18 protein-coding genes are annotated in these 23,130 nt (G+C 40.7%); 14 read left to right on the forward strand and 4 right to left on the reverse strand.

Going from position 1 to position 23,130, the window contains the following annotated elements; genetic code table 11:
* The first annotated feature begins 41 nt into the window (after positions 1-41).
* The 4 genes from mqnE (at position 42) to N0B29_RS11090 (ending at position 4,149) form a co-directional block, all read left to right on the forward strand.
* Entirely contained in the window at positions 42-1,106 is a 1,065-nt protein-coding gene (gene mqnE / locus N0B29_RS11075; RefSeq protein ID WP_263833789.1) for an aminofutalosine synthase MqnE, read from the forward strand.
* Positions 1,107-1,231: 125 nt separating this feature from the next.
* Positions 1,232-2,521 carry an NCS2 family permease gene (locus tag N0B29_RS11080; RefSeq protein ID WP_263833790.1) on the forward strand — a complete coding sequence of 430 codons (1,290 nt, stop codon included), beginning with the start codon at positions 1,232-1,234 and terminating at the stop codon, positions 2,519-2,521.
* A gap of 1 nt (position 2,522) precedes the next feature.
* Complete coding sequence (locus tag N0B29_RS11085) at positions 2,523-2,972, forward strand: phosphoribosyltransferase (protein WP_263833791.1); 450 nt, start codon at positions 2,523-2,525, stop codon at positions 2,970-2,972.
* Positions 2,956-4,149 (forward strand): MFS transporter, encoded by a 1,194-nt coding sequence (locus N0B29_RS11090; protein WP_263833792.1) that lies wholly within the window; start codon positions 2,956-2,958, stop codon positions 4,147-4,149. Before N0B29_RS11085 ends, N0B29_RS11090 begins: the two co-directional genes overlap by 17 nt.
* Positions 4,150-4,166: 17 nt before the next feature.
* Here the strand turns inward: N0B29_RS11090 and N0B29_RS11095 are convergent, their stop codons facing one another.
* Positions 4,167-5,195 carry a response regulator gene (locus tag N0B29_RS11095; RefSeq protein WP_263833793.1) on the reverse strand — a complete coding sequence of 343 codons (1,029 nt, stop codon included), beginning with the start codon at positions 5,193-5,195 and terminating at the stop codon, positions 4,167-4,169.
* A gap of 5 nt (positions 5,196-5,200) precedes the next feature.
* Positions 5,201-8,293 carry a hybrid sensor histidine kinase/response regulator gene (locus N0B29_RS11100; protein WP_263833794.1) on the reverse strand — a complete coding sequence of 1,031 codons (3,093 nt, stop codon included), beginning with the start codon at positions 8,291-8,293 and terminating at the stop codon, positions 5,201-5,203.
* Positions 8,294-8,587: 294 nt separating this feature from the next.
* Between N0B29_RS11100 and N0B29_RS11105 the strand changes: the two genes are divergently transcribed.
* Positions 8,588-10,051 carry an anion permease gene (locus tag N0B29_RS11105; protein ID WP_263833795.1) on the forward strand — a complete coding sequence of 488 codons (1,464 nt, stop codon included), beginning with the start codon at positions 8,588-8,590 and terminating at the stop codon, positions 10,049-10,051.
* 8 nt (positions 10,052-10,059) lie between these two features.
* Here N0B29_RS11105 and N0B29_RS11110 read toward each other — a convergent pair whose 3' ends face one another.
* Positions 10,060-10,746 (reverse strand): response regulator, encoded by a 687-nt coding sequence (locus N0B29_RS11110; protein ID WP_263833796.1) that lies wholly within the window; start codon positions 10,744-10,746, stop codon positions 10,060-10,062.
* Positions 10,739-12,193, reverse strand: a complete 1,455-nt coding sequence (locus N0B29_RS11115; protein ID WP_263833797.1) for an ATP-binding protein — start codon at positions 12,191-12,193, stop codon at positions 10,739-10,741. Before N0B29_RS11115 ends, N0B29_RS11110 begins: the two co-directional genes overlap by 8 nt.
* Before the next feature lie 324 nt (positions 12,194-12,517).
* Here N0B29_RS11115 and N0B29_RS11120 point away from each other — a divergent pair, with 324 nt between their 5' ends.
* The 9 genes from N0B29_RS11120 to N0B29_RS11160 all read left to right on the forward strand — a co-directional run bounded on the left by N0B29_RS11120 (position 12,518) and on the right by N0B29_RS11160 (position 23,062).
* A complete protein-coding gene (locus tag N0B29_RS11120) occupies positions 12,518-13,573 on the forward strand; it encodes an AbrB family transcriptional regulator (RefSeq protein WP_263833798.1) in 1,056 nt (351 codons plus the stop codon).
* Complete coding sequence (citC, locus tag N0B29_RS11125; protein WP_263833799.1) at positions 13,570-14,589, forward strand: [citrate (pro-3S)-lyase] ligase; 1,020 nt, start codon at positions 13,570-13,572, stop codon at positions 14,587-14,589. The genes N0B29_RS11120 and citC overlap by 4 nt, the downstream gene beginning before the upstream one ends.
* A complete protein-coding gene (citD, locus tag N0B29_RS11130) occupies positions 14,586-14,885 on the forward strand; it encodes a citrate lyase acyl carrier protein (protein ID WP_263833800.1) in 300 nt (99 codons plus the stop codon). The genes citC and citD overlap by 4 nt, the downstream gene beginning before the upstream one ends.
* A complete protein-coding gene (locus tag N0B29_RS11135; RefSeq protein ID WP_263833801.1) occupies positions 14,882-15,769 on the forward strand; it encodes an aldolase/citrate lyase family protein in 888 nt (295 codons plus the stop codon). Before citD ends, N0B29_RS11135 begins: the two co-directional genes overlap by 4 nt.
* Positions 15,766-17,265 (forward strand): citrate lyase subunit alpha, encoded by a 1,500-nt coding sequence (gene citF / locus N0B29_RS11140; RefSeq protein WP_263833802.1) that lies wholly within the window; start codon positions 15,766-15,768, stop codon positions 17,263-17,265. Before N0B29_RS11135 ends, citF begins: the two co-directional genes overlap by 4 nt.
* Positions 17,266-18,612, forward strand: coding sequence for a triphosphoribosyl-dephospho-CoA synthase CitG (gene citG, locus N0B29_RS11145; protein ID WP_263833803.1), 1,347 nt, complete (start codon positions 17,266-17,268; stop codon positions 18,610-18,612).
* Between the two features lie 111 nt (positions 18,613-18,723).
* On the forward strand, positions 18,724-19,413 hold the full coding sequence (locus N0B29_RS11150; RefSeq protein ID WP_263833804.1) for a response regulator transcription factor: 690 nt from the start codon (positions 18,724-18,726) through the stop codon (positions 19,411-19,413).
* Entirely contained in the window at positions 19,403-20,818 is a 1,416-nt protein-coding gene (locus N0B29_RS11155; RefSeq protein WP_263833805.1) for an ATP-binding protein, read from the forward strand. The genes N0B29_RS11150 and N0B29_RS11155 overlap by 11 nt, the downstream gene beginning before the upstream one ends.
* Positions 20,819-20,995: 177 nt before the next feature.
* A complete protein-coding gene (locus tag N0B29_RS11160) occupies positions 20,996-23,062 on the forward strand; it encodes a cytochrome C (RefSeq protein WP_263833806.1) in 2,067 nt (688 codons plus the stop codon).
* The last annotated feature ends 68 nt before the right edge of the window (positions 23,063-23,130 follow it).

Consider the following 23,130-nt stretch of genomic DNA (forward strand, 5'->3'; position numbering starts at 1 on the left):
ATTGCTAAAATCTCCTCTTATTTCTTTCTGAAAGTAACGCAATGACTCTTATCGAAAAGTTAGAAAACAACGAGCGACTAAGCCTTGAAGATGGCATAGCGCTCTACGATCTTGATCTTTTTACGTTGGGTAAATACGCCAACCAAAGACGAAGAAATCTTCACGGTAACAAAGTTTTTTTCAATGTCAACCGACATATTAACCCTACCAACATCTGCAAAGACATCTGCAAATTTTGCGCTTTTAGTGCCAACCGAAAAAATCCAAACCCATACACAATGACACACGAAGAGATTTTATCTATTTTGGATAACTCGGTTAAAAACAATCATATTACCGAAGTGCATGTGGTTTCTGCTCACAACCCCGCAACGGGACTTGAGTGGTATTTGGAGATTTTCTCGAAGATTAAAGCGCGTTTTCCCTCTTTACATGTAAAGGCGTTGACGGCTGCTGAGATCAATTTTTTGGCAACGGAGTATCACCTAAGCTTTGATGAGGTCATTGATAAGATGATCGAGTATGGTGTGGATTCGATGCCCGGAGGTGGTGCTGAGATTTTTGATGAAGGTGTGCGTGAGTACGTTTGCAAAGGTAAAGTAAGCTCAACTGAATGGTTGCAGATTCATGAATTGTGGCATAAAAGGGGACGTGAATCCAATGCAACAATGCTTTTTGGGCATGTCGAAAAGCGTGAACATCGCATCGACCATATTCTTCGTCTTCGTGACTTACAAGATCGCACGAATGGTTTTAATGCGTTCATTCCTCTTGTCTATCAACGTGACAATAACTATTTACAGGTAGATGATTTTTTAAGCTCTACCGAAATTCTCAAAACCTTTGCCATCAGCCGTTTGATGCTCGACAACATCAACCACATCAAAGCGTACTGGGCGACGTCAACGATTAATCTCGCTCTTGTTGCTATGGAATATGGTGCGGACGACCTTGATGGCACCATAGAAGCCGAAGCGATTCAATCGGCTGCGGGTGCGAACAGCGCTAAAGGACTTGGGTTGCAAAGTATTTTAGAGCTCATCGAAACGAGTGGCTTTACACCGGTTGAACGCGATAGTTTATACAACGAACTCAAGGCATATTGATGAATTTTTGCAAAATTCTTGATACGCTTTCAAAGCAAAGCTTTGAAAACTACGTTAACACTGGGTTTTCTTCGGCAGAAAGCCCACGCACCCTTGGTGCTTTAATTTCTTACAAAGGATAAACCTTGGATTTTTTCAAACTTGAAAAAAATGGTACAACTGTCAAAACTGAGCTTACAGCTGGGTTTACGACATTTTTGACCATGATGTACATCGTACCTGTCAATGCTATTATTATGAGCAAAACAGGTATGCCAATGGAGGCATTGATCACTGCGACGGCATTGATCACTATTTTTTCATCCATTCTCAATGGTCTTTGGGCAAATACGCCTATTGCCATGAGCGTTGGTATGGGACTTAATGCATACTTTACGTTTGGTTTGGTTTTGGGTATGAAAGTGCCTTGGCAAACAGCTCTTGGCGTTGTTTTCCTCTCAGGTCTTCTTTTCCTCATCCTCTCTTTAACCCCACTTCGGGTTTGGATTATGCGTAGTGTTCCTACCGATCTGAGACGTGCGATTAGTGCGGGTATTGGTTCTTTTATTGCGTTTATTGGGCTAAAAAGTATGGGGATGGTCATCGCTAATCCTGCGGTTTTAGTCGGTGTAGGCAATTTTAAAAACCCAAGTGTATTGCTGGGCGTTTTAGGGCTTGTTTTAGTCTTTGCTTTTTATTCATGGAAGCTTAAAGGTGCGTTCATTTTATCGGTAGTAACAACGGCGATTGTGGCATGGATTGCAGGTATTGCTCCGTATCCAACAGAGTTTTTCTCTCTTCCAGCTTCGGTCAGTCCCATTGCTTTTGAGCTTGATATTAAAGGGGCATTAACACTCTCTCTTTTCCCTGTCATTATTACGTTTTTGATTACCGATTTGTTTGACTCGTTGGGGACTCTTGCGGGTGTTGGGTATCGTGCTGGTTTGTTTAAAGATGATGGAAAAGAGCTTCAAAAAACATTGGAAGTAGATGCCTTGGCAAGTACCATGTGTGCGGTTGTAGGTGTTTCTACAACGACTGCATTTATCGAAAGTGCGGCAGGTGTCGAAGAGGGCGGAAGAACGGGTTTAACTGCGGTGGTAACCGGTCTTTGTTTTATCCTCACACTGTTTATGATGCCTTTGTTTAAAGCCATTCCTGAAAATGCGATCTATCCTGTTTTGGTGATGGTCGGTGTTTTGATGTTTGGGGAACTTTCTCATATCAATTTTAAAGACACAGCCATTGCGGTTTCAACCTTTTTGATTGTAATCATGATGCCTTTAACCTTTTCAATTACGAATGGTTTGGCATTTGGTTTGATCTCGTATGTACTGATCAAACTCATCAAAAAAGAGTTTAAAGATATTAACTTTGGTATTTTGTTTCTGACGTTTGTCAGTTTAATCGTATTTATCGTACAAGAAGGACATTAATTTGCGTTATTACAGTTATGAAGAATTTAAAGTTGACGTCAATCATTTGGCGAAAGAGATCAAGCCCTATAATCCAGATGTTATTTTAGCGGTTGCTCGTGGTGGTATGACGTTAGGTCATTTTTTAGCAGAAGCCTTAGAGATGAGAGCGCTTTACTCCATCAATTCGATTCACTATGAAGAGACACACAAGCTTGATACCATCAATATTTTTAATATCCCAGATTTGAGCAAAGCAAAGCGTGTTGTCATTGTTGATGATATCATTGACAGTGGGGAGACGATGATTGAGATTGAGCGTGTTTTAGGTGAAAAATATCCGGAAGTGGATTTTAAAATTGCTTCGGTATTTTACAAAGAAAAAGCGCTGCTTCGCCCTGATTTTGCAGCCCGTGAAGCAACGGAATGGATAGAGTTTTTCTGGGATTTTCAGATTGACTCCGACAAATAGACTTGGGGGCGAAAGCTCCCTTGTTCATTTTCTTTCCCACCATCAACTTCTTATTATTTATACCTGCACGATTTTGACACTTTGTACTCTGTATGCGGTACAGCCTATTCAACCCCTTTTTGAAAAAGAGTTTAGCCTAAGCCGTTTTGAGGCGGTCATCTTTACGACGGTCATCATGCTTCCTTTAGGATTCGCACCGATCTTTTATGGCTACATCTTAGAGACTTTTTCGTCTAAACTCTTTTTGAGAAATGCTGTCTTGATGTTAGGCATTTTGGAACTTTGTTTTTCATGGAGCGACACGTATCCGGTACTTTTAGCCATAAGGGCATTGCAAGGGCTTCTCATTCCAGCGGTTCTCACCTCTTTGATGAGCTACATCAGCTTCATAACGCCTAAAGATAAAGTACAACAAGCCATAGGCTATTACATTGGTGCGACCATTTTGGGTGGTTTTATTGGGCGTTTGTTTTCGGGCTTGCTCAGTGATTTTTTTGGTTGGAGACTCTTTTTTGTTCTTTTAGGCATTGCGCTTATCGTTATGTTTGGAGCACTTAGTTTTTTAAGCGAAGAGGTGAAAGTGGACTTTGTGAAGCCTAAACTTTCACAAATCATGGATGTGATCAAGAACAAAACTTTTTTTAATATTTATATGATGATGTTTTTCATTTTTTTTGTATTCCAAGCACTGCTCAATTTCATTCCTTTTCAGCTTAAAAATCTAAGCTCTTCTATGGGGTATGGAAAAGTAGGTATGATGTACGCGGGCTATATCATCGGTTTTATTATCTCCATTCGTATTTTATGGATGATCCGTCTTTTTGGAAATGAGACAAGAACGATTATCTTTGGAATACTCATTTACATTGCGGGTTTGCAGATTTTTCATGTTAATGATTATATGATGATGTTTGGTGGCATGTTTGTCTTTTGCGCAGGCTTCTTTATTATTCACTCGGTTGCTTCGGGGCTTATTAGCAAACTAGCGCATGAAAAGCGTGCCATTTCCAATGGTCTGTATCTCTCCTTTTACTATGCGGGAGGAACCATTGGAACATTTGCACCGGGTGTTTTTTATCACTATTTAGGCTGGCATTTTTTCTTAGCATTATTGGCGCTTACCGTTATTGCTACACTTTATTTTGCACTTCAACTGCAACAATCACTGAAAAAATAATCTTTACATGTAAAGCTTTAGATGAGTGCAATCGGCTCATCTTGGAACTGAGCCATAATCTCTTTGATCTCATCCATACACGCTAAAAAGGCGTCGACAAGCTCAGGGTCAAAATGCTTCCCTTTTTCGCTAACGAGATATTCAACGGCGCGTTCTAAACTCCAAGGCTCTTTGTAGGGACGTTTTGAAGTTAAGGCATCAAAAACATCCGCTATGGCAACAATACGCCCAGCGAGAGGAATGTCATACCCTTTAATGCCATAAGGATAACCTGTCCCATCATAGCGTTCATGATGTGTCAATGCCACAATACGCGCTGTTTGAAGCAGTGAAGATTGGTGTTTTCCTATAATCTCTGCACCATGAATGGGGTGAGCTTTGACGATCGCCCACTCTTCAGGACTTAGGGCACTCTCTTTTTTCAAAATATGATCAGGAGTACCAATTTTACCAATGTCATGCATTGGGGCAGAGAGAAAAAGAAGTTCTGTTCGAACATTGTCCAAGCCAATTTTCTGAGCAATGATTTTTGTATAAGCACTCATACGCAAGATATGTGTGCCTGTTTCGTTGTCTTTGTACTCAGCCGCGCGTCCTAGTTGGCGGATAACTTCCATACGCGTAAGCACGATCTCTTCTGTTCGTTCTTCGAGTTTTTGTTCTAGGTTTCTTTGGTATTGAAGCAGCATAATTTGTGTATTGACGCGTGCTAAAACGATGGATGCGTGCACAGGTTTTGTAATGTAATCTACCGCGCCAATACCAAGACCTTCCGCTTCGTCTTCATAATCATTTAAAGCGGTGACAAAAATAATGGGGATATTGCGTGTGAGTGGATCGTTTTTAAGTTTTTTACACACTTCATAACCACTCATGATAGGCATCATAATATCGAGCAAGATGAGATCGGGAATGTCTCCAGAGGCAATAAGATTTAGAGCTTTTACTCCACTGTTCGCAACTTTGACTTTATAAAAAGGCTTGAGGATTTCACTCAGTAGCATGATGTTTTCAGGCGTATCATCGACAATTAGAATTGTTTCCATAGTAGTTAGTCTGCCTTTTTGTGTGAAATTTCTTGAAGAAGCGGTTCTATAAGGCTTATGGCGTAGTCAAACTCAAATGCTTTTATCTGCTCAAAAGCTTCCAATAATCGCCCATCCGTCGCTTGTATCAGGATCATAGCATCATCAAGTGCGGTCGCATCAGAACTTTTGAGTTTTATGATAAGGTTTTGTAGCGTTTCAAGGTCTATGTTTGAGGCTGTGGTAAAAGGCTCGGGTTGTGCCGAAAGCGCTTGAATAATAGCACTTAAAGAGCGAATTTTTATGTCAATAGCTTCAAGCAATGGAGCATCATTGGCAATAGGATGAACCAAAAGTTCGGCTTGCCCCGCTAATGAAGAGAGCTCTTCCATTCCAAGGGTTCCCGCAATTCCTTTTAAGGTATGACACAGTCGTTTTGCCCCTTGTAAATCATTTTCAACGACAAGGTTTCGATACTTTTGTATAAAATGTACTTGATCTTTCGCAAAGGCTTTGAGTAATTGGCGATAGAGTTTTACATTGCCTCCCAGTCGTGCAATGGCATTGAGACTATTAATGCCCTCAAGCGCAAAAGTCTCAGAGGAAGGTGCGATCACAGATACTGTTTTATGGCAAAAATGTGCAATCTCATGAAGGAGTTTTTGTGCATCCACAGGCTTAGGAATATACCCATCCATTCCAGCAGCATAACATTTCTCTTCATCGCCTTTCATAACATTAGCCGTCATTGCAACGATTGGAAGTGTTAAATTGAGCTCTTCTCTTATTTTGTGGGTCGCTTCAAAACCATCTAAAATAGGCATTTGGCAATCCATCAAAATCAGATCAGGCAAAGGGTTTTGTTTAAGCCAATCAAGCGCTTCTTGCCCATTATTGGTAACCAAAACATGAATGCCAGCTTTGTTTAGAATTTCACAGGCTACTTCTTGATTGCTTTCATTATCTTCTACGAGCAGAACGGTAATGCCTTCAAGTGATTGAATCATTTGAGTGTCATGCGCATGATGCAAAGGATCGACCAAGCGTGTGTGCCCATACAGACCAATCAATGTATCAAAAAGCGTTGAGGCGGTGATAGGTTTAACCAATATGGCATAAGGTTGGTTGAGCCCAATTTTGGCAGTCAACTCCTCTTTATCATAAGCGGTCACCATCATAATCGAGGCAATTTGATGTTCAAAACGTTGCTCAATCAGTTGGAAGAGAGTGATGCCATCCATCCCTTCCATTTTCCAGTCAATAATGGCAACGTCGGCTTGAAACCCCTTGTTTAAGAGTTCTAGTGCGTCTTTAGCGCTTTTACATGTAACGCATCCAACCCCAAAATGAGAGAGGATTTCGGAGAAAATTTCGAGTGCTGTTTCGTTGTCATCGACAACTAAAACTTTGAGGGCACGTGTTAACAATGTCTTGACGGGTGCTGTATAGGTGGTGTCAATATGCAAAGGAATTTCAAACCAAAAGGTACTGCCTTCGCCATACGTACTTTTACATTGGAGGTCGCCTCCCATCATCATGACTAACCCTTGTGCAATGGTAAGACCTAAGCCCGTACCTCCATAATTGCGGGTGGTTGACATATCGGCTTGTGAGAAAGCATTAAAAAGGTACGCTTGCTGTTCTTCTGTAATACCAATGCCCGTATCTTTGATTTCAAAGCGAATTTTTTGAATGCCGTTATGCTCATCTAGCGCTTTAAGACGTATGAGCACTTCCCCTTTTGTAGTGAATTTGACGGCATTGGCTAGAAGATTGAGTAGAACTTGCTTGAGACGCAATGGATCGCCATTATAACGATGGGCTGTCACATTGCCAATATCAATCAGTAGTTCCAACCCTTTTTGTTGTGCGCGCATACTGATAAGATCGGTTGCCGAAACAATGAGCTCTTCGAGTTGAAAGGGAATGGATTCGAGTTGAATTTTATTGGCTTCAATTTTCGAAAAATCCAAAATATCGTTGATGATGTCTAAAAGATGGTGCGCTGCCTCAGCGACTTTGGTAAGGTAATGGCGCTCTTTTTCGGGCAATTCCTTACGTAAAATAAGTTCGGTCATTCCGATAATCGTGTTCATAGGTGTGCGAATTTCATGGCTCATATTGGCAAGAAATTGGCTTTTGGCTTGGTGTGCATAGGCTGTTTTTGTCATGGCAATTTTGAGCTCTTCCGCCGTTTTTTGTAGTTGCTTATTGGTAAGTATGACTTCAGCTTCTGCGAGTTTTCGTTTTTTTATTTCTCGTTTTAGTGTCATAAGCCACAAGCTAAACCCAAGCACAATTAAAAACCCAATCCCAACAATCTTCATGATTAAGGTGTAGTCTATCTTTTCTTGGATTTCAACTTTGATATATTTTTTATATAACGCGTCTTTTTCTTCTTCACTGATTGTATCGATGCCTTGATTGATTTTTGACAACAGTGAGGCATCTTTGAGTGCCATAACAAGTTCCAATTGATCTTTTAAGATACCGACTATCTTGATGTTTGAAAGCCCACTATTTTGCAGGGCATAGCCTATAATAGGCGCCATCTCCAAAAAAAGATCTGCCTTTTTATGCTCAATAGCAATCAGCCCCTCTTGCGTTGTTTGCACCACATAGGTTCTAATACTTGGATAGTAGCGTTGTAAATAGTGCTGTACGGATGAGTCTGCACCTACGGCAACGAGCAGGTCTTGTTGTTTCACTTCAGCAAGGTCGGTGATGAGATTATTTGATTTAAGTCCTGCTAATACAAGGTTAAATTTTAAAAAGGGTCTGGTGGTTATCTCATGAGGGGAAACATCAAGAGAAATCAAGCCGGGAATGATTTCAAAGGCACCAGCATCGTAATCTTGGATGACGGTACTCCAATTTTCACGAAAGCTATAGGTAAACTCAAGCCCCGTTTTGTTTTCTAAGAGATGCAGATAATCTGCGATCATGCCACTGATATGCTGGTTTTGTATAAACACAAGAGGTTCCCATGAACTTTGGCTGTATAGGAGTGTTCGTTTGGGGGAAGAATTTTCGTCTAAAGAGGAGGCAAGTCCAGAGATAGGGGAAAAAAGCAGTGTACACATTAACGTTAGAAAAAAAAGAACCCATCTTCTCATCATTGGTAAACCTTTTGAGTCACGCTAATGTTTAGTATAACGCGATATTCTTTAATCCTATTTGAATTAAGAGCCCCATAAATTAAATTAGTTTTTATAAAATTATTTAGAAACATAACTTAAAAAAATAGGCTTAATTTGAGTGCTTTTAAAGAGGTTGTGTAACAAAAAGTAGCATTAAACAGTATGCACAAAATAGCCAAAATACCAATAAAACAACAAATGTCTTTTATATTGCTTAGGTGTTCCTAAAAGTGCTACGATATGTCTTATTACAGCTAAAGGAGAGTGAATAAAATGGAAAATGCTTCGAAATTTCGATGGATATCCTTGTTACCGATTTTCGTTACTCTTGGTATTGCTCTGTCTCCAACGCCTTCTGGACTTGAGCAACATGCTTGGTATTTTTTTGCTATTTTTGCAGGAACCATAGCGGCACTTGTTATGGAGTCCTTCACCTTTGCAGCGGTTGGTCTTATGGGTGCGACCATTGTTACCGTTTTTGCCCCGTGGGTACTTTTCAGTGCGAAAGAACTCGCCAACCCGAAATTCAAAGCGCCAGAGCAAGCGATTAAATGGATGCTGACGGGCTGGAGCAGTACAACAGTTTGGCTTGTGTTTGCAGCCTTCACCTTTGCGCTTGGCTATGAAAAATCAGGACTAGGGCGACGTATCGCTTTGGTGTTGGTTAAACTGATGGGGCGAAGAACGCTTCTTCTTGGTTACGCAGTCATGCTCTCTGATGCCCTTATTGCACCGTTTACCTCTTCCAATACCGCACGAAGCGGAGGAATTATTTTCCCAATTGTGCGCAATTTACCACCTTTGTATGACTCAAAACCAAACGATCCATCATCGCGAAAAATAGGTGGGTATGTTATGTGGGTTGCTTTTGCAACAACAGCGGTTACAAGCTCAATGTTTTTGACGGCTTTGGCTCCCAACTTGTTGTGTGTCGAGATTATCAAAAAAATTACGAAGGTTGAGATTTCGTGGACAGACTGGTTTTTTGCTGCCGCACCTTTTGGTATCGTGATGTTACTTTTACTTCCACTCTTGATTTATTGGGTCTATCCTCCAGAAATTAAAGAAGGTGATGCTGTGCCTCAATGGGCGGCGAGTGAGTTGGAAAAAATGGGCAAGATTACACTGAATGAAATCATGCTTGGGCTCATTGTTTTTACAGCGATTTTGTTTTGGATATTTGGCGCAGCCATTATCAATGCAACCACAGTAGCTCTTGTTGCTATTACCTTTATGATCATCCTTAAAATTGTAAAATGGGACGACATTGCGGGCAATAAAACGGCTTGGAACACTATTATCTTACTCGCTTTTCTCGTTTCAATGGCAGAGGGTCTTTCACGCACGGGCTTTATTCATTGGTTTGACAATGGCGTAGCGTCTTACATGCAAGGATTTTCACCGATTGTTGCAATGTATGTTCTTGTAGCAATTTATTTCTTCTCACATTATATGTTTGCCAGTACAACACCGCATGCGACAGCAATGATGCCGGTTATGCTTGCTGTTGGTATGAGTGTGCCTGGAATGCCAATCAAAGAATTTGCACTACTTCTTGCTATGACACACGGTATTATGGGTGTTATTACGCCGTATGCCACAGGTCCAGCGCCTCTTTATTATGGTGCAGGTTATATTACAGGTAAAGATTTTTGGAAGCTTGGTTTTATCTTTGGAACTATATTTATCGTTGCATTGTTAGGGCTCAGTGCTCCAGTTATGCTGGCAATGCGATAAATAAATATTTACTCCGTCGTCTTGAGCTTGTATTTACGCTCAGGGCGACCTACTGAGCCATACAGTGAGTCTACTTCCACTTTGTGTTCTGAAACCAAATACTCCAAATATCTACGTGCAGTTGTACGGTTAATGCCTAGTGTTTCAGCGATTTCGCTTGCAGAAAAAAAAGATTCACTTTGATGTAAGGCACTTAAAATTTTCTCTAGCGTAATGCCATCAACGCCTTTTGGCAATCCTACATGTAAAGGTTTTTCCGAAGGTAGCGTTTTGTTAAACAAAGCATCGACTTTGCTCTGTGAAAGCTCCTCTTGGGAGATGACCTTCTCTTTGTAGTCATAAAATTTTTGCAAAGAGGATTGAAATCGGTAAAACATAATGGGCTTAATAAGATAGTCAAAAACGCCATACCGTAAAGACTTTTCTAATGATGCCATCTCTTTCGCGGCGGTAATGAGGATAACATCGGTGTGGAGAGCATTGCTTCGCATCCAGCTTAAAAAATCAATTCCATTACCATCGGGAAAATAGACATCTAAAAGAAGCAAATCAGGGCTCATGAATCCGATATACTCTTTAAGTTCGCTGATGCTGTTTGCGATGGCAACCACTTCAAAGTTGGCTATTTTTTCAACCATGCTTTGGTGTAAAAGCGCGATTCTTGGATCGTCTTCAGCAATCAAAACTTTAATCATTATGGCTTCCTTTAGGAATATGAATGCTCGCAATAGTACCATATTTTCCTTTGCCAAAGGAGACAAATCCCCCTAGCCACTCTAAGGTGCTTTTCACAAAAAAGAGACCGTACCCGCTGTGAAGTTCACCTTTAGTGGTGAAGCCTTTCTCAAAGATTTTTTCTTGCAGTGTCTCATCAATTCCCAAACCAGAGTCTTCTATTTCAAAAATCAGGTCATTACCAATATCGGTGACAAAGAGTGTGACCTCTTTTTTCTCTGATATCTCAGCGGCATCGATGGCATTGTTGATGATATTGCCCAAAATGGTTAAAAGATGTTTGGAGATGGAAGGATCAATGTTTTCTTGAAGAAAACTGTTTTCATCCAGAATAATTTTAACCCCTTTGTCAAAGGCGAAGTAGTATTTCCCAATAAAAATTGAAGCGACAAGTGGATCATGAATAACACTTTGAAACTGCTCGATAATTTTTTCATCGGGTAGATGGTTTTCACTAATGAGAGCAATAGCTTTGTCGTATTCGCCGATTTGAATGTGCCCAGAGATGAGGTGCAGAAGGTTAGAGAATTCATGTTTTTTCTCTCTAAGCCTCTCTGAGTACTGTTTAACACGGGTTAACTCCCACACGAGCGCATCCATCTCCTCTTTTTTTCGACAACTTGCGACCATGCCAACGGTCTTACTTTCATGTGTGACAGGTGAAAAATTACAGACATAATCAACACCATCGACCTCAAGGGGGACATCTTTCATCTCGTTACATGTAAAAAGGTATTTTTGCAAAGTAAGAGGCGGATGTTTGGTGTTTTCGTCCAGATGAAAATAACTTTGCGCTACTTCGTTACAAAGTGTTATTTCACCTTGGGTGTTGGTCGCGATGATCGCCTCTTTGACAGCATTTAAAATTGCATCTTTTTCAAGGAAAAGGCGGCTGATTTCACGGGGTTCATAGCCTAAGAGTGAGTTTTTGATTTTTCGTGAAAGGATAAACGCCATGATAACAGTTAAAAACATTGCACCATAGAGATAGATAAGAAACTGGTGATACCGCTCTGAAATGATCTCTTGGATGTTCTCTTCCAAATACCCCACCGAGACAACGCCAATAATGTCGCCATTTTTTCCAAAAATAGGAGATTTTCCTCGGATGGAAGGGCCTAGTGTTCCTGTGGCTTTTGAGGTGTAGTAGAGTCCTTCCTCAAGTGCTTTTCTGTTGTCTTCACCCATCATAGACTCTCCAACAAGCTCCTTTGTTGGGTGGGTAAAGCGAATAGAATTTTTATCGCCAATGACAATAAACCTCGCATCAATAGAGGCTTGAAGTGGATTAATAATACGCATCAAACGACTCTCTGGGTCTTTTTGTTCCACCAATTCGATAACTTCAGGCATTAAAGAGATGGTCTTTGAAATGGCAAGGGCTCGTTGACCTATCTGCTCTTCCATGATCTCTTTTAAAATATGTCCCAAAAAAAGGCTAAAAGTAAGTAAGGTTACTAAAACAAGTAAGGTTGAAAATAGGAGTAATTTAAGCAATAATCCTTCGTTGGCGAAAGATAATTTTTTGAATGTCTGCATAGGGTTATGATTCCTCTTTGTCTCTCTTGATAAGAAACTATTTTTGCGTTTCAAAATATAACATAATTTTAAGCATATTATGCACAAAATGCCCATAATTAGCCACATTTGAGCTTCCATTGTCTTAGTTGTTCTTAATGAAAAAAAAGGTATCATTGTCATGACTTACAAAGATCATTTAATGGATGTTAAATGCAATGGTTTAAAGGCTTCTTACCTGTAATAGCATCACTTTTTATAGGTAGTTTGGGAGCCATACTTTTCTCGTTTATCAAAGTACCATTGCCATGGCTTTTGGGTGCTATTGTAGCCATTGCCATTGCGAGTCGTTTCCCCAAAATTCCCCTTCGTTCCCCTAAAGTATTTTCCGCTCCTGCAAGAGCTGTTCTTGGTATTACCATTGGGAGTGCTTTTAACCCTACGATCTTGCACTATTTAGGTGATTATATCTCCAGTCTGGTTCTGATTTTGCCGTTTGTTATTTTGGTGACATTTTGCGGAATGCTGTACTATTGGAAGTGGCTCAAATTTGATAAAATGAGTGCTTATTTTAGCTCTATGCCAGGAGGGCTTTTGGAGATGGTAACCCTTGCTGAAGCGATGGGTGCGAATGTCTATAAAGTCACGCTCACCCAATCCGCAAGACTTTTGTTTATCGTTTTTACACTCCCTTTTGTGATTCAATACATCTCTCATATTTCGCTGGATGGAAGAGCCGGTATTACGCAGCCTTTTTTAAACAGTGATCCTCATGATATGCTTATTTTAATCGTGTGTGCAGCGACTGGTTGGTGGGGAGCGCTAAAACTCAAAATTCCTGGCGGCACAATGATAGGGCCTATGATTTTAGGCGCACTTGTCTATGGTTCAGGACTTGTGCATTCACGCCCTCCCAATGAAATTTTAAAATTGATCCAATTGATTTTAGGCTCAACTATTGGTTTTGTCTTTGTGGGCGTTACCTATAAGGAAATCACCAAAGTTTTGGGGCAGACATTTGGGTATTACATTGTCTTAATGCTTGTGTCCACGTTCTTTGTTACTGTGGTTGCGTATATAACGGAGTTTCCGCTTCTGTCTATTTTACTGGCCTTTTCACCAGGTGGTCAGTCTGAGATGAATCTAATAGCCATCATTGTAGGGGCAAACTTGCCTTATGTAGCGCTTCATCACATTGTGCGAATGTTGCTGGTGATGAGTGTCGCTCCTATGTTTGTAAGATACCTTCGAAAAAAAGAGGATCGATGAGTTTTCTCTTCTCTGAAGTGCCAAGTACGAGCAGTGTGCGGCGGCAAAAAGTAAGGGATTTTTTACAGAGTGTTGATCTGGAAATGTCAGAGGATGTGGAAATTTTTGTGGTCGCCAAAGAAGATGATCGCATTGTTGCTTGTGGCGGGCTTAGTGGGAAGGTGCTTAAAAATATTGCGATTGATGAGTCAGTAAGAGGCGAGGGTTTGGCGCTTAGTCTGATGAGTGAGTTGCTAAAAGTGGCATTTAGAGAAGGCAGACATGATCTGTTTTTATTTACCAAACCAGATTACGAGGAGGTTTTTGAGTCGTGCGGGTTTAAGTATATTGAGCAAGCAAATCATCAAGTCATTTTGATGGAGAACAGCTATAATATCGATCTGTATAAAAAAAGATTGCGTAAGTATAAACATAGTGGTGATGTAGTAGGCAGCATTGTCATGAACTGCAATCCTTTTACCTTAGGACATCGCTATTTGGTGGAACAAGCGTGTGCAAACTCGCATTGGGTGCATCTGTTTGTGGTGAAGGAAGATGCTTCCTTTTTTACTTTTAAAGATCGCTATCGCCTTATTTGTGAAGGCTTGGAAGATCTTGAAAACCTCACGATACATGAGGGTTCGGACTATATTATCTCTAAAGCGACGTTTCCGACCTATTTTATTAAGGATAAACGCCAGATCGACTCGCTCTATACCGAGCTTGATCTTAACATCTTTAGAAATCATCTCGCTCCACAATTGGGCATTACGCACCGTTTTGTGGGCGTTGAACCTTTATGTGCCGTGACAAATGAGTATAATCAACAGATGAAAAAACTGCTCACACGCCCTAGTGAGTTTCCCCCTATTGAGGTGGTGGAGTTAGGACGCATTGAGTACGGTGGTGAGCCAATTTCGGCTTCGAGAGTCAGAAAATTGATGCAGCAAAATCGTTTGGAAGAGATCATACCGCTGGTTCCTCCTGTAACGTATGCGTTGATTGAGAAAATGATGTCTAAAGAGGAAGTAAAATGAGCAAAAAATTAGAGACTGCGCACGCAGGAACATTGGAGTCGAGCGATGCGTTTGTTCGCGTGATTCCGATGGATGAAAAAGGAATCGTCATAGAATTAGAGAGTAGTGTCGAAGAGATTTATGGCGATGCGATAAGAGCACTGATTTTAGAAACGGCTAAAGCGATGAATGTTGATGGCATTAAACTGCTTGTTCAAGACAAAGGAGCTTTAGACTATGTGATTAAGGCGCGTGTTCAAACGGCTATTTTAAGAGCTTCTGGCGATGTTAAACCTGATTGGAGTGTGTTATCATGAAACAAAAACTACGAAGAAGTATGCTCTTTGTACCAGGCTCTAACACGGGCATGGTGTGCAATGCCTTTATCTATAAACCCGATACCGTGATGTTTGACCTTGAAGACTCTGTAGCACTGAGCGAAAAAGACTCGGCACGTATGATGGTTTTTCATGCGCTACAGCATTTTACGTACAAAAACATCGAAACAGCAGTGCGCGTTAACCCTCTTAATTCGCCTTTTGGTCTTTTGGACTTAGAAGCGGTGATACGAGCAGGTGTGGATATTATTCGCCTTCCAAAAACCGATACGGTTGATGATGTTTTAGAGATGGAGCAAGAGATCGCAGACATTGAAAATCGCCTAGGGCACGGAAAAAAGACGATGCTTTTGGCAGCCATAGAGAGTGCTCTTGGCGTGGTCAATGCCGTGGATATTGCGAGGTGTTCTAAACGTTTGATGGGTATTGCTTTGGGTGCGGAAGACTTTGTGCGTGACCTTCATACGCAACGCACCAAAGAGGGAAATGAGCTGATGGCGGCACGTAACCAAATCTTACTTGCGGCGCGCGCGGCAAAAATCGGCGCATTTGACTCTGTCTTTTCCGATGTTAAAGACAAAGAGGGTTTTATGCACGAAGTTGAATACATCAAGGGGCTTGGTTTTGATGGAAAATCTTTGATTAATCCAACACAAATCCCATGGCTTCACAATGCTTTTGCGCCAAGCAAAAAAGACATTAACTGGGCAATAGAAGTCTTAGAAGCCGCCAAAGATGCGAAAGAGCGAGGACTAGGTGTTATCTCTTTAGATGGTAAAATGGTGGATGCTCCTGTTATTTTAAGAGCGGAGTGGATTATGGATTTAGCACGTGCGTCTGGTGTTTTAGGAGAAGATCAATGAAAGATATGCAAAAACAGTTTAAAACTGAAAATTTAACCTCTGTCAATGCGCCTTTTTTTACATGTAAAGAAAAAGTTAAAGGCGAAGACCGTAGAACAAAGCTGTGCGAAAGCATTGAAGACGCCATCAAACGCTCAGGACTAAAAGATGGTATGACCATTTCGTTTCACCATGCGTTTCGTGGAGGCGATCTGCTGATCAACAATGTGATGAATGTTATCGCTAAAATGGGCTTTAAAAACCTGACTTTGGCTTCTAGTTCTTTAGCTTCCGTGCATGACCCTGTGATCGAGCATATCAAAAATGGCGTTGTGACACAGATCTATACTTCAGGACTTCGCAGTAAATTGGGCGATGCGATCTCTAAGGGACTCATGGAAAAACCGGTACAAATTCACTCGCACGGCGGACGTGTGCATCTGCTACAAACAGGCGAGCTCAAAATAGATGTTGCGTTTTTAGGTGTGCCTGTATGCGACGCATTTGGTAATGCCAATGGTTATTCTGGTCGTTCAAAATGCGGTTCTCTTGGCTACGCGAAGATTGATGCGCAATACGCAGATTATGTCATTGTTCTGACCGAATCTTTAGAAGAGTACCCCAACGTTCCTGCAAGCCTCCATCAAGATCAAGTTGATGCGGTGGTTGTTGTCGATGAGGTGGGCGATCCTTCAAAAATTGGCGCAGGTGAAACGCGTATGACGACCAATCCAAAAGAGCTTTTGCTTGCCAGCCATACAGCCAAACTCATCGAACATTCGGGTCTTTTTAAAGAGGGCTTTAGCATTCAAACCGGCTCAGGTGGGGCTTCTTTGGCGACAACGGTTTATTTAAGCGAAAAGATGGAAGAAAAAGGCATTACGGCTAGCTTTGGACTAGGAGGCATTACCGGCACAATGGTCTATATGCTCAAACGTGGTCTTATTAAAACACTTTTGGACGTTCAGAGTTTTGATGAATTTGCCGCTAAATCGCTTGGTGAAAATAAAAACCATATCGAAATTAGTGCGAACGAATACGCCAATCCAAGCTCAAAAGGTGCTGCAACCAAACAACTTGATATTGTTGTTTTAAGTGCTCTTGAGGTTGACCTTGACTTCAACGTTAACGTCATCACTGGCTCAAAAGGACTCCTTAGAGGCGCTTCTGGCGGACACAGTGACACAGCCGCGGACGCAAAGCTTTCCATCATCGTAGCCCCACTTACACGTGGACGCATTCCAACGGTGACGAAAAGAGTCAATACCATCGTCACACCTGGTTGTAGCGTGGATGTCGTTGTCACCGATCAAGGTATCGCGGTCAATCCTAAAAATATAGAGCTTAAAGAGCGATTGAAAAAAGCTGGGCTTCAAATTGTCGAGATGCAAGAACTTTATGAGCGGGCGATTGCGTTGTGTGGCGAGCCTGCTGAACTTAAATATACAGACAAAGTGGTTGCGGTGATTCGTTACCGTGATGGCTCAATCATTGACGTGGTGAGACAACTCGCGTAAATGATAGGCAAACCAACGACGCTTGATGCTATTTTAAAAGCGAAGGAGGAGCGTGCTTTCAAGCAAAAAGAGCTTTTAAGCCGCTTCCCCAAAGCTTCTCTTATTTCTCTTTCCATTAACATTCCAAGTGCCATCAAACTCTCGCATGAAGCGGTGGTTGTGCATGAGTGCGCACATCAAAGTATTGTCTCTGTGTTAAAACAAGAAGGCGTTGAATTACTCTTTTGTGAGTCCAAAATAGCTCCCACAGGCGCAGAATCTCTCTTTACATGTAAAAGTGATGCCAACGCACTTAAAGCGCTTACATGTAAGATTGAAAACAGCCATCCCTTGGGGCGTTTGATGGATATTGATGTGCTGGATTTTACAGGCAACATTCTCTCTCGCCATGAACTAGGACTCGCAAAGCGTCGATGTCTCATCTGCGAAGAAGAGGCGCATCGTTGCGCAAGAGAGCAAAAACATTCGTATGCGGAGTTAACGGCGCAGATAAAGAAGATGGTCGATGAACATGCTTTTGCCCAGTCTATCGCTTTATGGTGTGAGCGCGCGATGAAAACCGAAGTGGAGCTCACCCCAAAACCTGGTCTTGTTGATTGCTCAAACAGTGGTGCGCATCACGACATGGATATTCAGACTTTTTATGCAAGCATTGGCGCCATTAAGCCTTTTATTGCGGATTTTGTGCGAAGTGCCAAAGCGTACGCGCATGAAGACCCAAAGCAAAGTTTTGTGAGGCTTCGCCAGATTGGCATCGCGTGTGAAAAAGCGATGTTTGAAGCAACCCAAGGGGTGAACACCCACAAAGGAATGATCTTCTGCTTGGCGGTTTTATGCGGTGCTCTTGGTCGCCTTAAAGAAAGCAAACAGAACGTTACATGTAAAAGTTTACAAACGCAAATGCGCTCCCTTTGTCACAATTTGGTCGAAGAAGATCTTTTACATGTAAAGCCAAACAGTGCAGGAGCGCGGTTTTTTTATGAAACGGGAAGTGCTGGCATTCGCGGCATCGCGCAGAGTGGTTTTTCAACGGTTTTTGAAAATGCACTTCCTTTTTTTCGCCAACAAAAAGTTCTAGAAGGTGAGGAAGTAGCGCTTAAAAAAACACTGCTTTTACTCATTTCTATTTTAGATGATAGTACGCTTTGGTCGAGGGGTGGTATAGAGGGATTGCATTATGCTAAAACAGAAGCGCATAAACTCTTACATGTAAAAGCTAAGATGGAAAATTTAGATACGCTTTTAGAAAAATTTGATGCTGATATGACTCACAAAAACCTCTCGCCTGGAGGCAGTGCCGATCTGCTTGCTATCACATGGTTAATCGCTGAAATTCTAGAATTTTAGTAACCTTTCTCTCTTTTGCCTTCTTGAAAAATAATGAAAAAATTATTTAATAAGCTTGGTTGCGTTAGCATACATGCCGCAACATCAATTATTTAAAACTGGGTTAACACTATGAGCGAATGCAATCTTTTGGATGTATTGTCAAACAAAAAAGTGCTTTGTGTCGAAGATGAAGCGTGCATTTTGAACAATATTATGGAGTCATTAGAGCTTTTTTTTGGCAAAGTTGTTGGGGTAAAAGATGGTTTAGAAGCGCTAGATGAAGCCAAAAGCAATCTTTACGATGTCATTATGCTTGACATCTCCATTCCCCACATTGATGGGCTTGAAGTGGTGAAAAGAATCCGTGAGTTTGATAAAAAAGTACCTATTATTATTCTTTCAGCCCATACGGAACAAGAGTATTTATGGCGGGCAGTTGAACTTAAAATCACACGTTATTTGGTAAAACCTTATGATAAAAGCATGCTTATTAAGGCGTTAGAAGATGTGGCGTTAGAGATAATGGGGCATACCCCTTTGTTTCAAATAACATCTGAGTGTAAGTATGATTTTTGTAAAAAGACTATTTTCCATCAATCAGAAGTCATTCATCTTTCCAAGAGCGAAAGCAGACTTTTAGAGTACTTCTTAAAACGCCCCAATCAAACGGTTACCTATGAACAGCTTTTTGATTACATGTGGGAGTTTGAACAGCCTAGCAAAGAGGCACTAAAGTCCATTGTTAAAGAGCTTCGCAAAAAAATAGATAATAACTTTATCAAAAACCTTTACGGTGTTGGGTATCTGTGTGAAATATAATTTCAAGGTTATCATCGCATTTTTTGTACTACTTTATGCGGTCATAACGTTACTGTTTTTCAATTTTTACCGAGAACTTGCCATGAAAGATGCGAGGCAAGAGGGTATTTATATCTTAGACACGATGAATGCGATTCGTGATTATGTCTCGACTGTGCAAAGACCTCTCATTGAAGAGTTGAAAGCAAAAAAAATGCTTGTGGAAGATTTTTTTGATCCAAGGCTTTTATCATCGTCTTATATTACGCGTGAGATTTACAATATCCAGCTTGCTCGAAATACCATTAACTATAGATACAAATTGGTTGCCACCAATCCTTTAAACCCTGATCACGTGGGAAATACGTTTGAAAATGAGATTTTGGAAACATTAAAAGAGGGTACAACCAAAGAGTTTTCAAGCATTATTAAAGAGGACAATAAAGCCTACTTTTTCGTAGGACTTCCAATTCGCAACAGCCAAGAGTCCTGTTTGCAGTGCCATACGACAACAAACGCTCCTAAAGCAATGATGGATCAGTATCATCATATTCCTACTTTTGAGAGTAAAGTTGGGGATGTAATCGCGATGCTTTCATTAAAAATCCCCGTTTACAGCATCTTAACCTACCATATTAAAGAGTTTGTGGTGGGTGGCTCTGTTATGTTTATTGTCTTTGTCATTTTTATCTTATTTATCTATAAAATTTACAAAAATGATTTACGGCTCAAAGAGAATACCAATATGCTCATGATGAGCCAAAACCGATTGGCTTCTATGGGTGAAATGATCGGCAATATTTCGCATCAATGGCGACAACCCTTGGCGCAAATTGGGGCTATCTTGATCAATCTGGAACTCCACAGCGATAGGGATAAACTCACCAAAGAGAAGCTCACACAAAAGATAGCCGAAGCCAATGAACAGCTTGCTTTTATGTCTCATACCATTGATGATTTTAAAAATTTCTTTGTCCCAAATACTACTAAAAAGGAGTTTAGCGCACAAGAGGTGATTCATCAATCGAAAAAACTGTTAAGCGCATCGCTTGAAAAGTATGTGATTGATGTAAGTATAGACATTCAAGATAATTTTACACGAGCTGGGCATGCAAATGAGATCGTGCAAGTACTCATTAATATCATGAACAACGCCAAAGAGGCTTTTTTGACCCATAATATCAACGATAGACACATTAAAATCACCGCTTTTTTAGAAAATGGAATTCCCGTTATAACGATTGAAAATAATGCAGGTTGTATTGATGAAAAAATTATTGCTAAAATTTTTGATCCTTATTTTACGACCAAAGAGTCTAGTAGTGGTTTGGGACTTTATATGAGTAAGATGATTATCGAAAAAAACAACGCGATGCTTAGTGTTAAAAATCTAAAAAACGGTGTTATCTTTACAATTATTTTTTAGTTTTTTCATTTAACACTATTTTAATACTTCCCCCTTTTCCCCCCTTTTTTAGTGATAGTATTCTTCTTAAGGCATTATTGCTGGTTGATCTTTAAATGATTTAAGCATTATTTATCAGTTTGTGCGCTGATCAATAGGCTTATTTGATTTGGGATTCAATTTTTCAAAGGAGGAAACATGAAAAATTGGGACAAAGTGTTACTTGGTTTATTCATGGGTATGAGTTTCTTTGCCGTCGGTGCGAATGCCGAAGGTATGGAAGGCATGCAAATGAGTAAGGAAGCAAGAGAGATCATTGCTCATCCTAAGGGGACAAAGGAGAGTAGAGGCGTTGTCTCCTTGCAAGACTACATTGTAGAAGAGCAGGCTATGTATGACTGGCTCTTTAAGAACCATCCTATTTTTACCAAATACGGTGGAAAAACGGTAGGCAAACTTGATGTTGCCGATCGTGGTAAAGAGTGGCTTGAAGAAGGTCATGGTAAAGACTTCTCCAAAGCCAGTAAACGAGGTCCTGATAGTGAGAGTTCAATGATGTATAGGGTTGCTAGAAGTTCGACATTAAGCTACCCGAACAAATTCATTGGACCTGAAAAATGTGGTGAGTGTCATGCTGCACAATATGAGACTTGGAGCAGATCACGACACGCAACAACCATTCGTTTCCCAGGTGAACACCCAGAGGTAAACAACAAATTGAACGAACCTGTTTTCGACAAAGATACAGCGTCTATTTTACCACAAGGTATTACTCCTGACGTTATTTATTGTACAGTCGGGCACATGAGAACTAAATTTGGTTTCTTCGATGCATGGTTACTTAGAGGTACTTACCATGTTGAAGGGGGTCTTCTTAAAAATGGTACAGGTCAAATCACTGCAGGTGCAAACCAATGGCAGAGAACTTGGGCGTTGAACCTAACGCCAGAAGTTGCACAAAAAATCAAAAAATGGATTCCTGAGTTTCCTGTAACTTTGGCTGAGTATGGTGACAATGGTGGCTATGTAAGAGGCCTTGCTTCGTATGCGGCTAAATACAAAAAATCAATGGCATTCCAAGCTTCAACTTCATATTGTGAAGTATGTCACCCTTGGAAATTTGATTTTAAAAACCAAAACGAATTCTTTGCAGCATTGGGTAATGCGAAAGAGTTACAAAAACACACTATCTCAAAAGGTATCTCTTGTGAAGAGTGTCATGGTGCTGGTGGTCACTTAGAGGGCGGTTCAGGTCTTTTAATCTCAAACTGTGAACGTTGTCATCAACGCTTTGGTTATAGCCCAGATTTAGCTAAAAATCCTGCGAATCTTGGTAAACCAGATTTATCACTCAGTTCTAAGTTCAAATCAGGCGGTCCTGGTTGTGGAACAGAGGGTTCACAATCATACTTTACAGCGCACTATGATAAAGGTATGAGATGTTCTACTTGCCATGATCCACACGATGTAACGGGCAATATGACGGGTGAAAAAGATGTTAAAGGTACCAACTACAATCCAAATGCTGGCTATTTGAGTTCATTCTATTCTAAACCAAAACTCAAAAAGAATTGTGGTGATTGTCATAAAGAACAAGCCTATATTCAGTCCAAAGCAGATACACACAGCAAAAATAGCTGTTCAACATGCCATATGCCATTTATGATGAGTTGTGAAAACTGGTATGCCGTTCAATTCCAAGATAATGCAGGTTTTGATGCAACAAGAAGATCACATATTTGGAAAATCGATGTCGATCCAAAACGCAAATCTATGGTTCGTGGTTCTGCATCTACGGGTGAAAGAGACTTTAAAGATTCTCACTTTGAAAGAAATGAGAAAGGTCGTAACTATGTAGATCTTATGTGGGCTTGTGCAAGAACTGGTTGGGCAGATCAAGATCAAGTTAATGCAAAAGGTTGTCATAGTCCTGTGATCTCTGAACTTAAAGAGACACTTCACTTCAAAAACCAAAAACAAGCTTACGATGAAGTCATGGGCTGGCAAACTCCTATAAAAGAGAAAGTCACACAGGCAAAAGTCGGTATCCAAGGTCTATATGCAATGCTTGAAGTCAAAAAACTCTCACCATCTGATAAAACCAGAGTGTACGAGTTGATTGAAAAAGCGCAGCAAACAGTAGATCTTCTTGAAAAAGATGGTTCTTGGGGTATGCACGGATTCAAATACTCTAAACAAAGAATTGATGCTGCTGTTGAGTATGTCAATGAAGCACAAAGAATTGTTGGTAAAAACGTCAAGTAGAGGTGTTGCACTTTTCTAAAGTGTGACTTTAAAGTGGGCTATGGTTTCATAGCCCACTCATATCATAT

Origin of the sequence: Sulfurospirillum oryzae (assembly GCF_025770725.1) — a bacterium.
GTDB lineage: Bacteria > Campylobacterota > Campylobacteria > Campylobacterales > Sulfurospirillaceae > Sulfurospirillum > Sulfurospirillum oryzae.

Excerpts from the sequence above, each read along its gene's own strand:
- mqnE (WP_263833789.1), top strand. The coding sequence starts at position 42 with ATGACTCTTATCGAAAAGTTAGAAAACAACGAGCGACTAAGCCTTGAA.
- N0B29_RS11095 (WP_263833793.1), bottom strand. The coding sequence starts at position 5,195 with ATGGAAACAATTCTAATTGTCGATGATACGCCTGAAAACATCATGCTA.
- N0B29_RS11100 (WP_263833794.1), bottom strand. The coding sequence starts at position 8,293 with ATGATGAGAAGATGGGTTCTTTTTTTTCTAACGTTAATGTGTACACTG.
- N0B29_RS11105 (WP_263833795.1), top strand. The coding sequence starts at position 8,588 with ATGGAAAATGCTTCGAAATTTCGATGGATATCCTTGTTACCGATTTTC.
- N0B29_RS11110 (WP_263833796.1), bottom strand. The coding sequence starts at position 10,746 with ATGATTAAAGTTTTGATTGCTGAAGACGATCCAAGAATCGCGCTTTTA.
- N0B29_RS11115 (WP_263833797.1), bottom strand. The coding sequence starts at position 12,193 with ATGGAAGAGCAGATAGGTCAACGAGCCCTTGCCATTTCAAAGACCATC.
- N0B29_RS11120 (WP_263833798.1), top strand. The coding sequence starts at position 12,518 with ATGCAATGGTTTAAAGGCTTCTTACCTGTAATAGCATCACTTTTTATA.
- citC (WP_263833799.1), top strand. The coding sequence starts at position 13,570 with ATGAGTTTTCTCTTCTCTGAAGTGCCAAGTACGAGCAGTGTGCGGCGG.
- citD (WP_263833800.1), top strand. The coding sequence starts at position 14,586 with ATGAGCAAAAAATTAGAGACTGCGCACGCAGGAACATTGGAGTCGAGC.
- N0B29_RS11135 (WP_263833801.1), top strand. The coding sequence starts at position 14,882 with ATGAAACAAAAACTACGAAGAAGTATGCTCTTTGTACCAGGCTCTAAC.
- citF (WP_263833802.1), top strand. The coding sequence starts at position 15,766 with ATGAAAGATATGCAAAAACAGTTTAAAACTGAAAATTTAACCTCTGTC.
- citG (WP_263833803.1), top strand. The coding sequence starts at position 17,266 with ATGATAGGCAAACCAACGACGCTTGATGCTATTTTAAAAGCGAAGGAG.
- N0B29_RS11150 (WP_263833804.1), top strand. The coding sequence starts at position 18,724 with ATGAGCGAATGCAATCTTTTGGATGTATTGTCAAACAAAAAAGTGCTT.
- N0B29_RS11160 (WP_263833806.1), top strand. The coding sequence starts at position 20,996 with ATGAAAAATTGGGACAAAGTGTTACTTGGTTTATTCATGGGTATGAGT.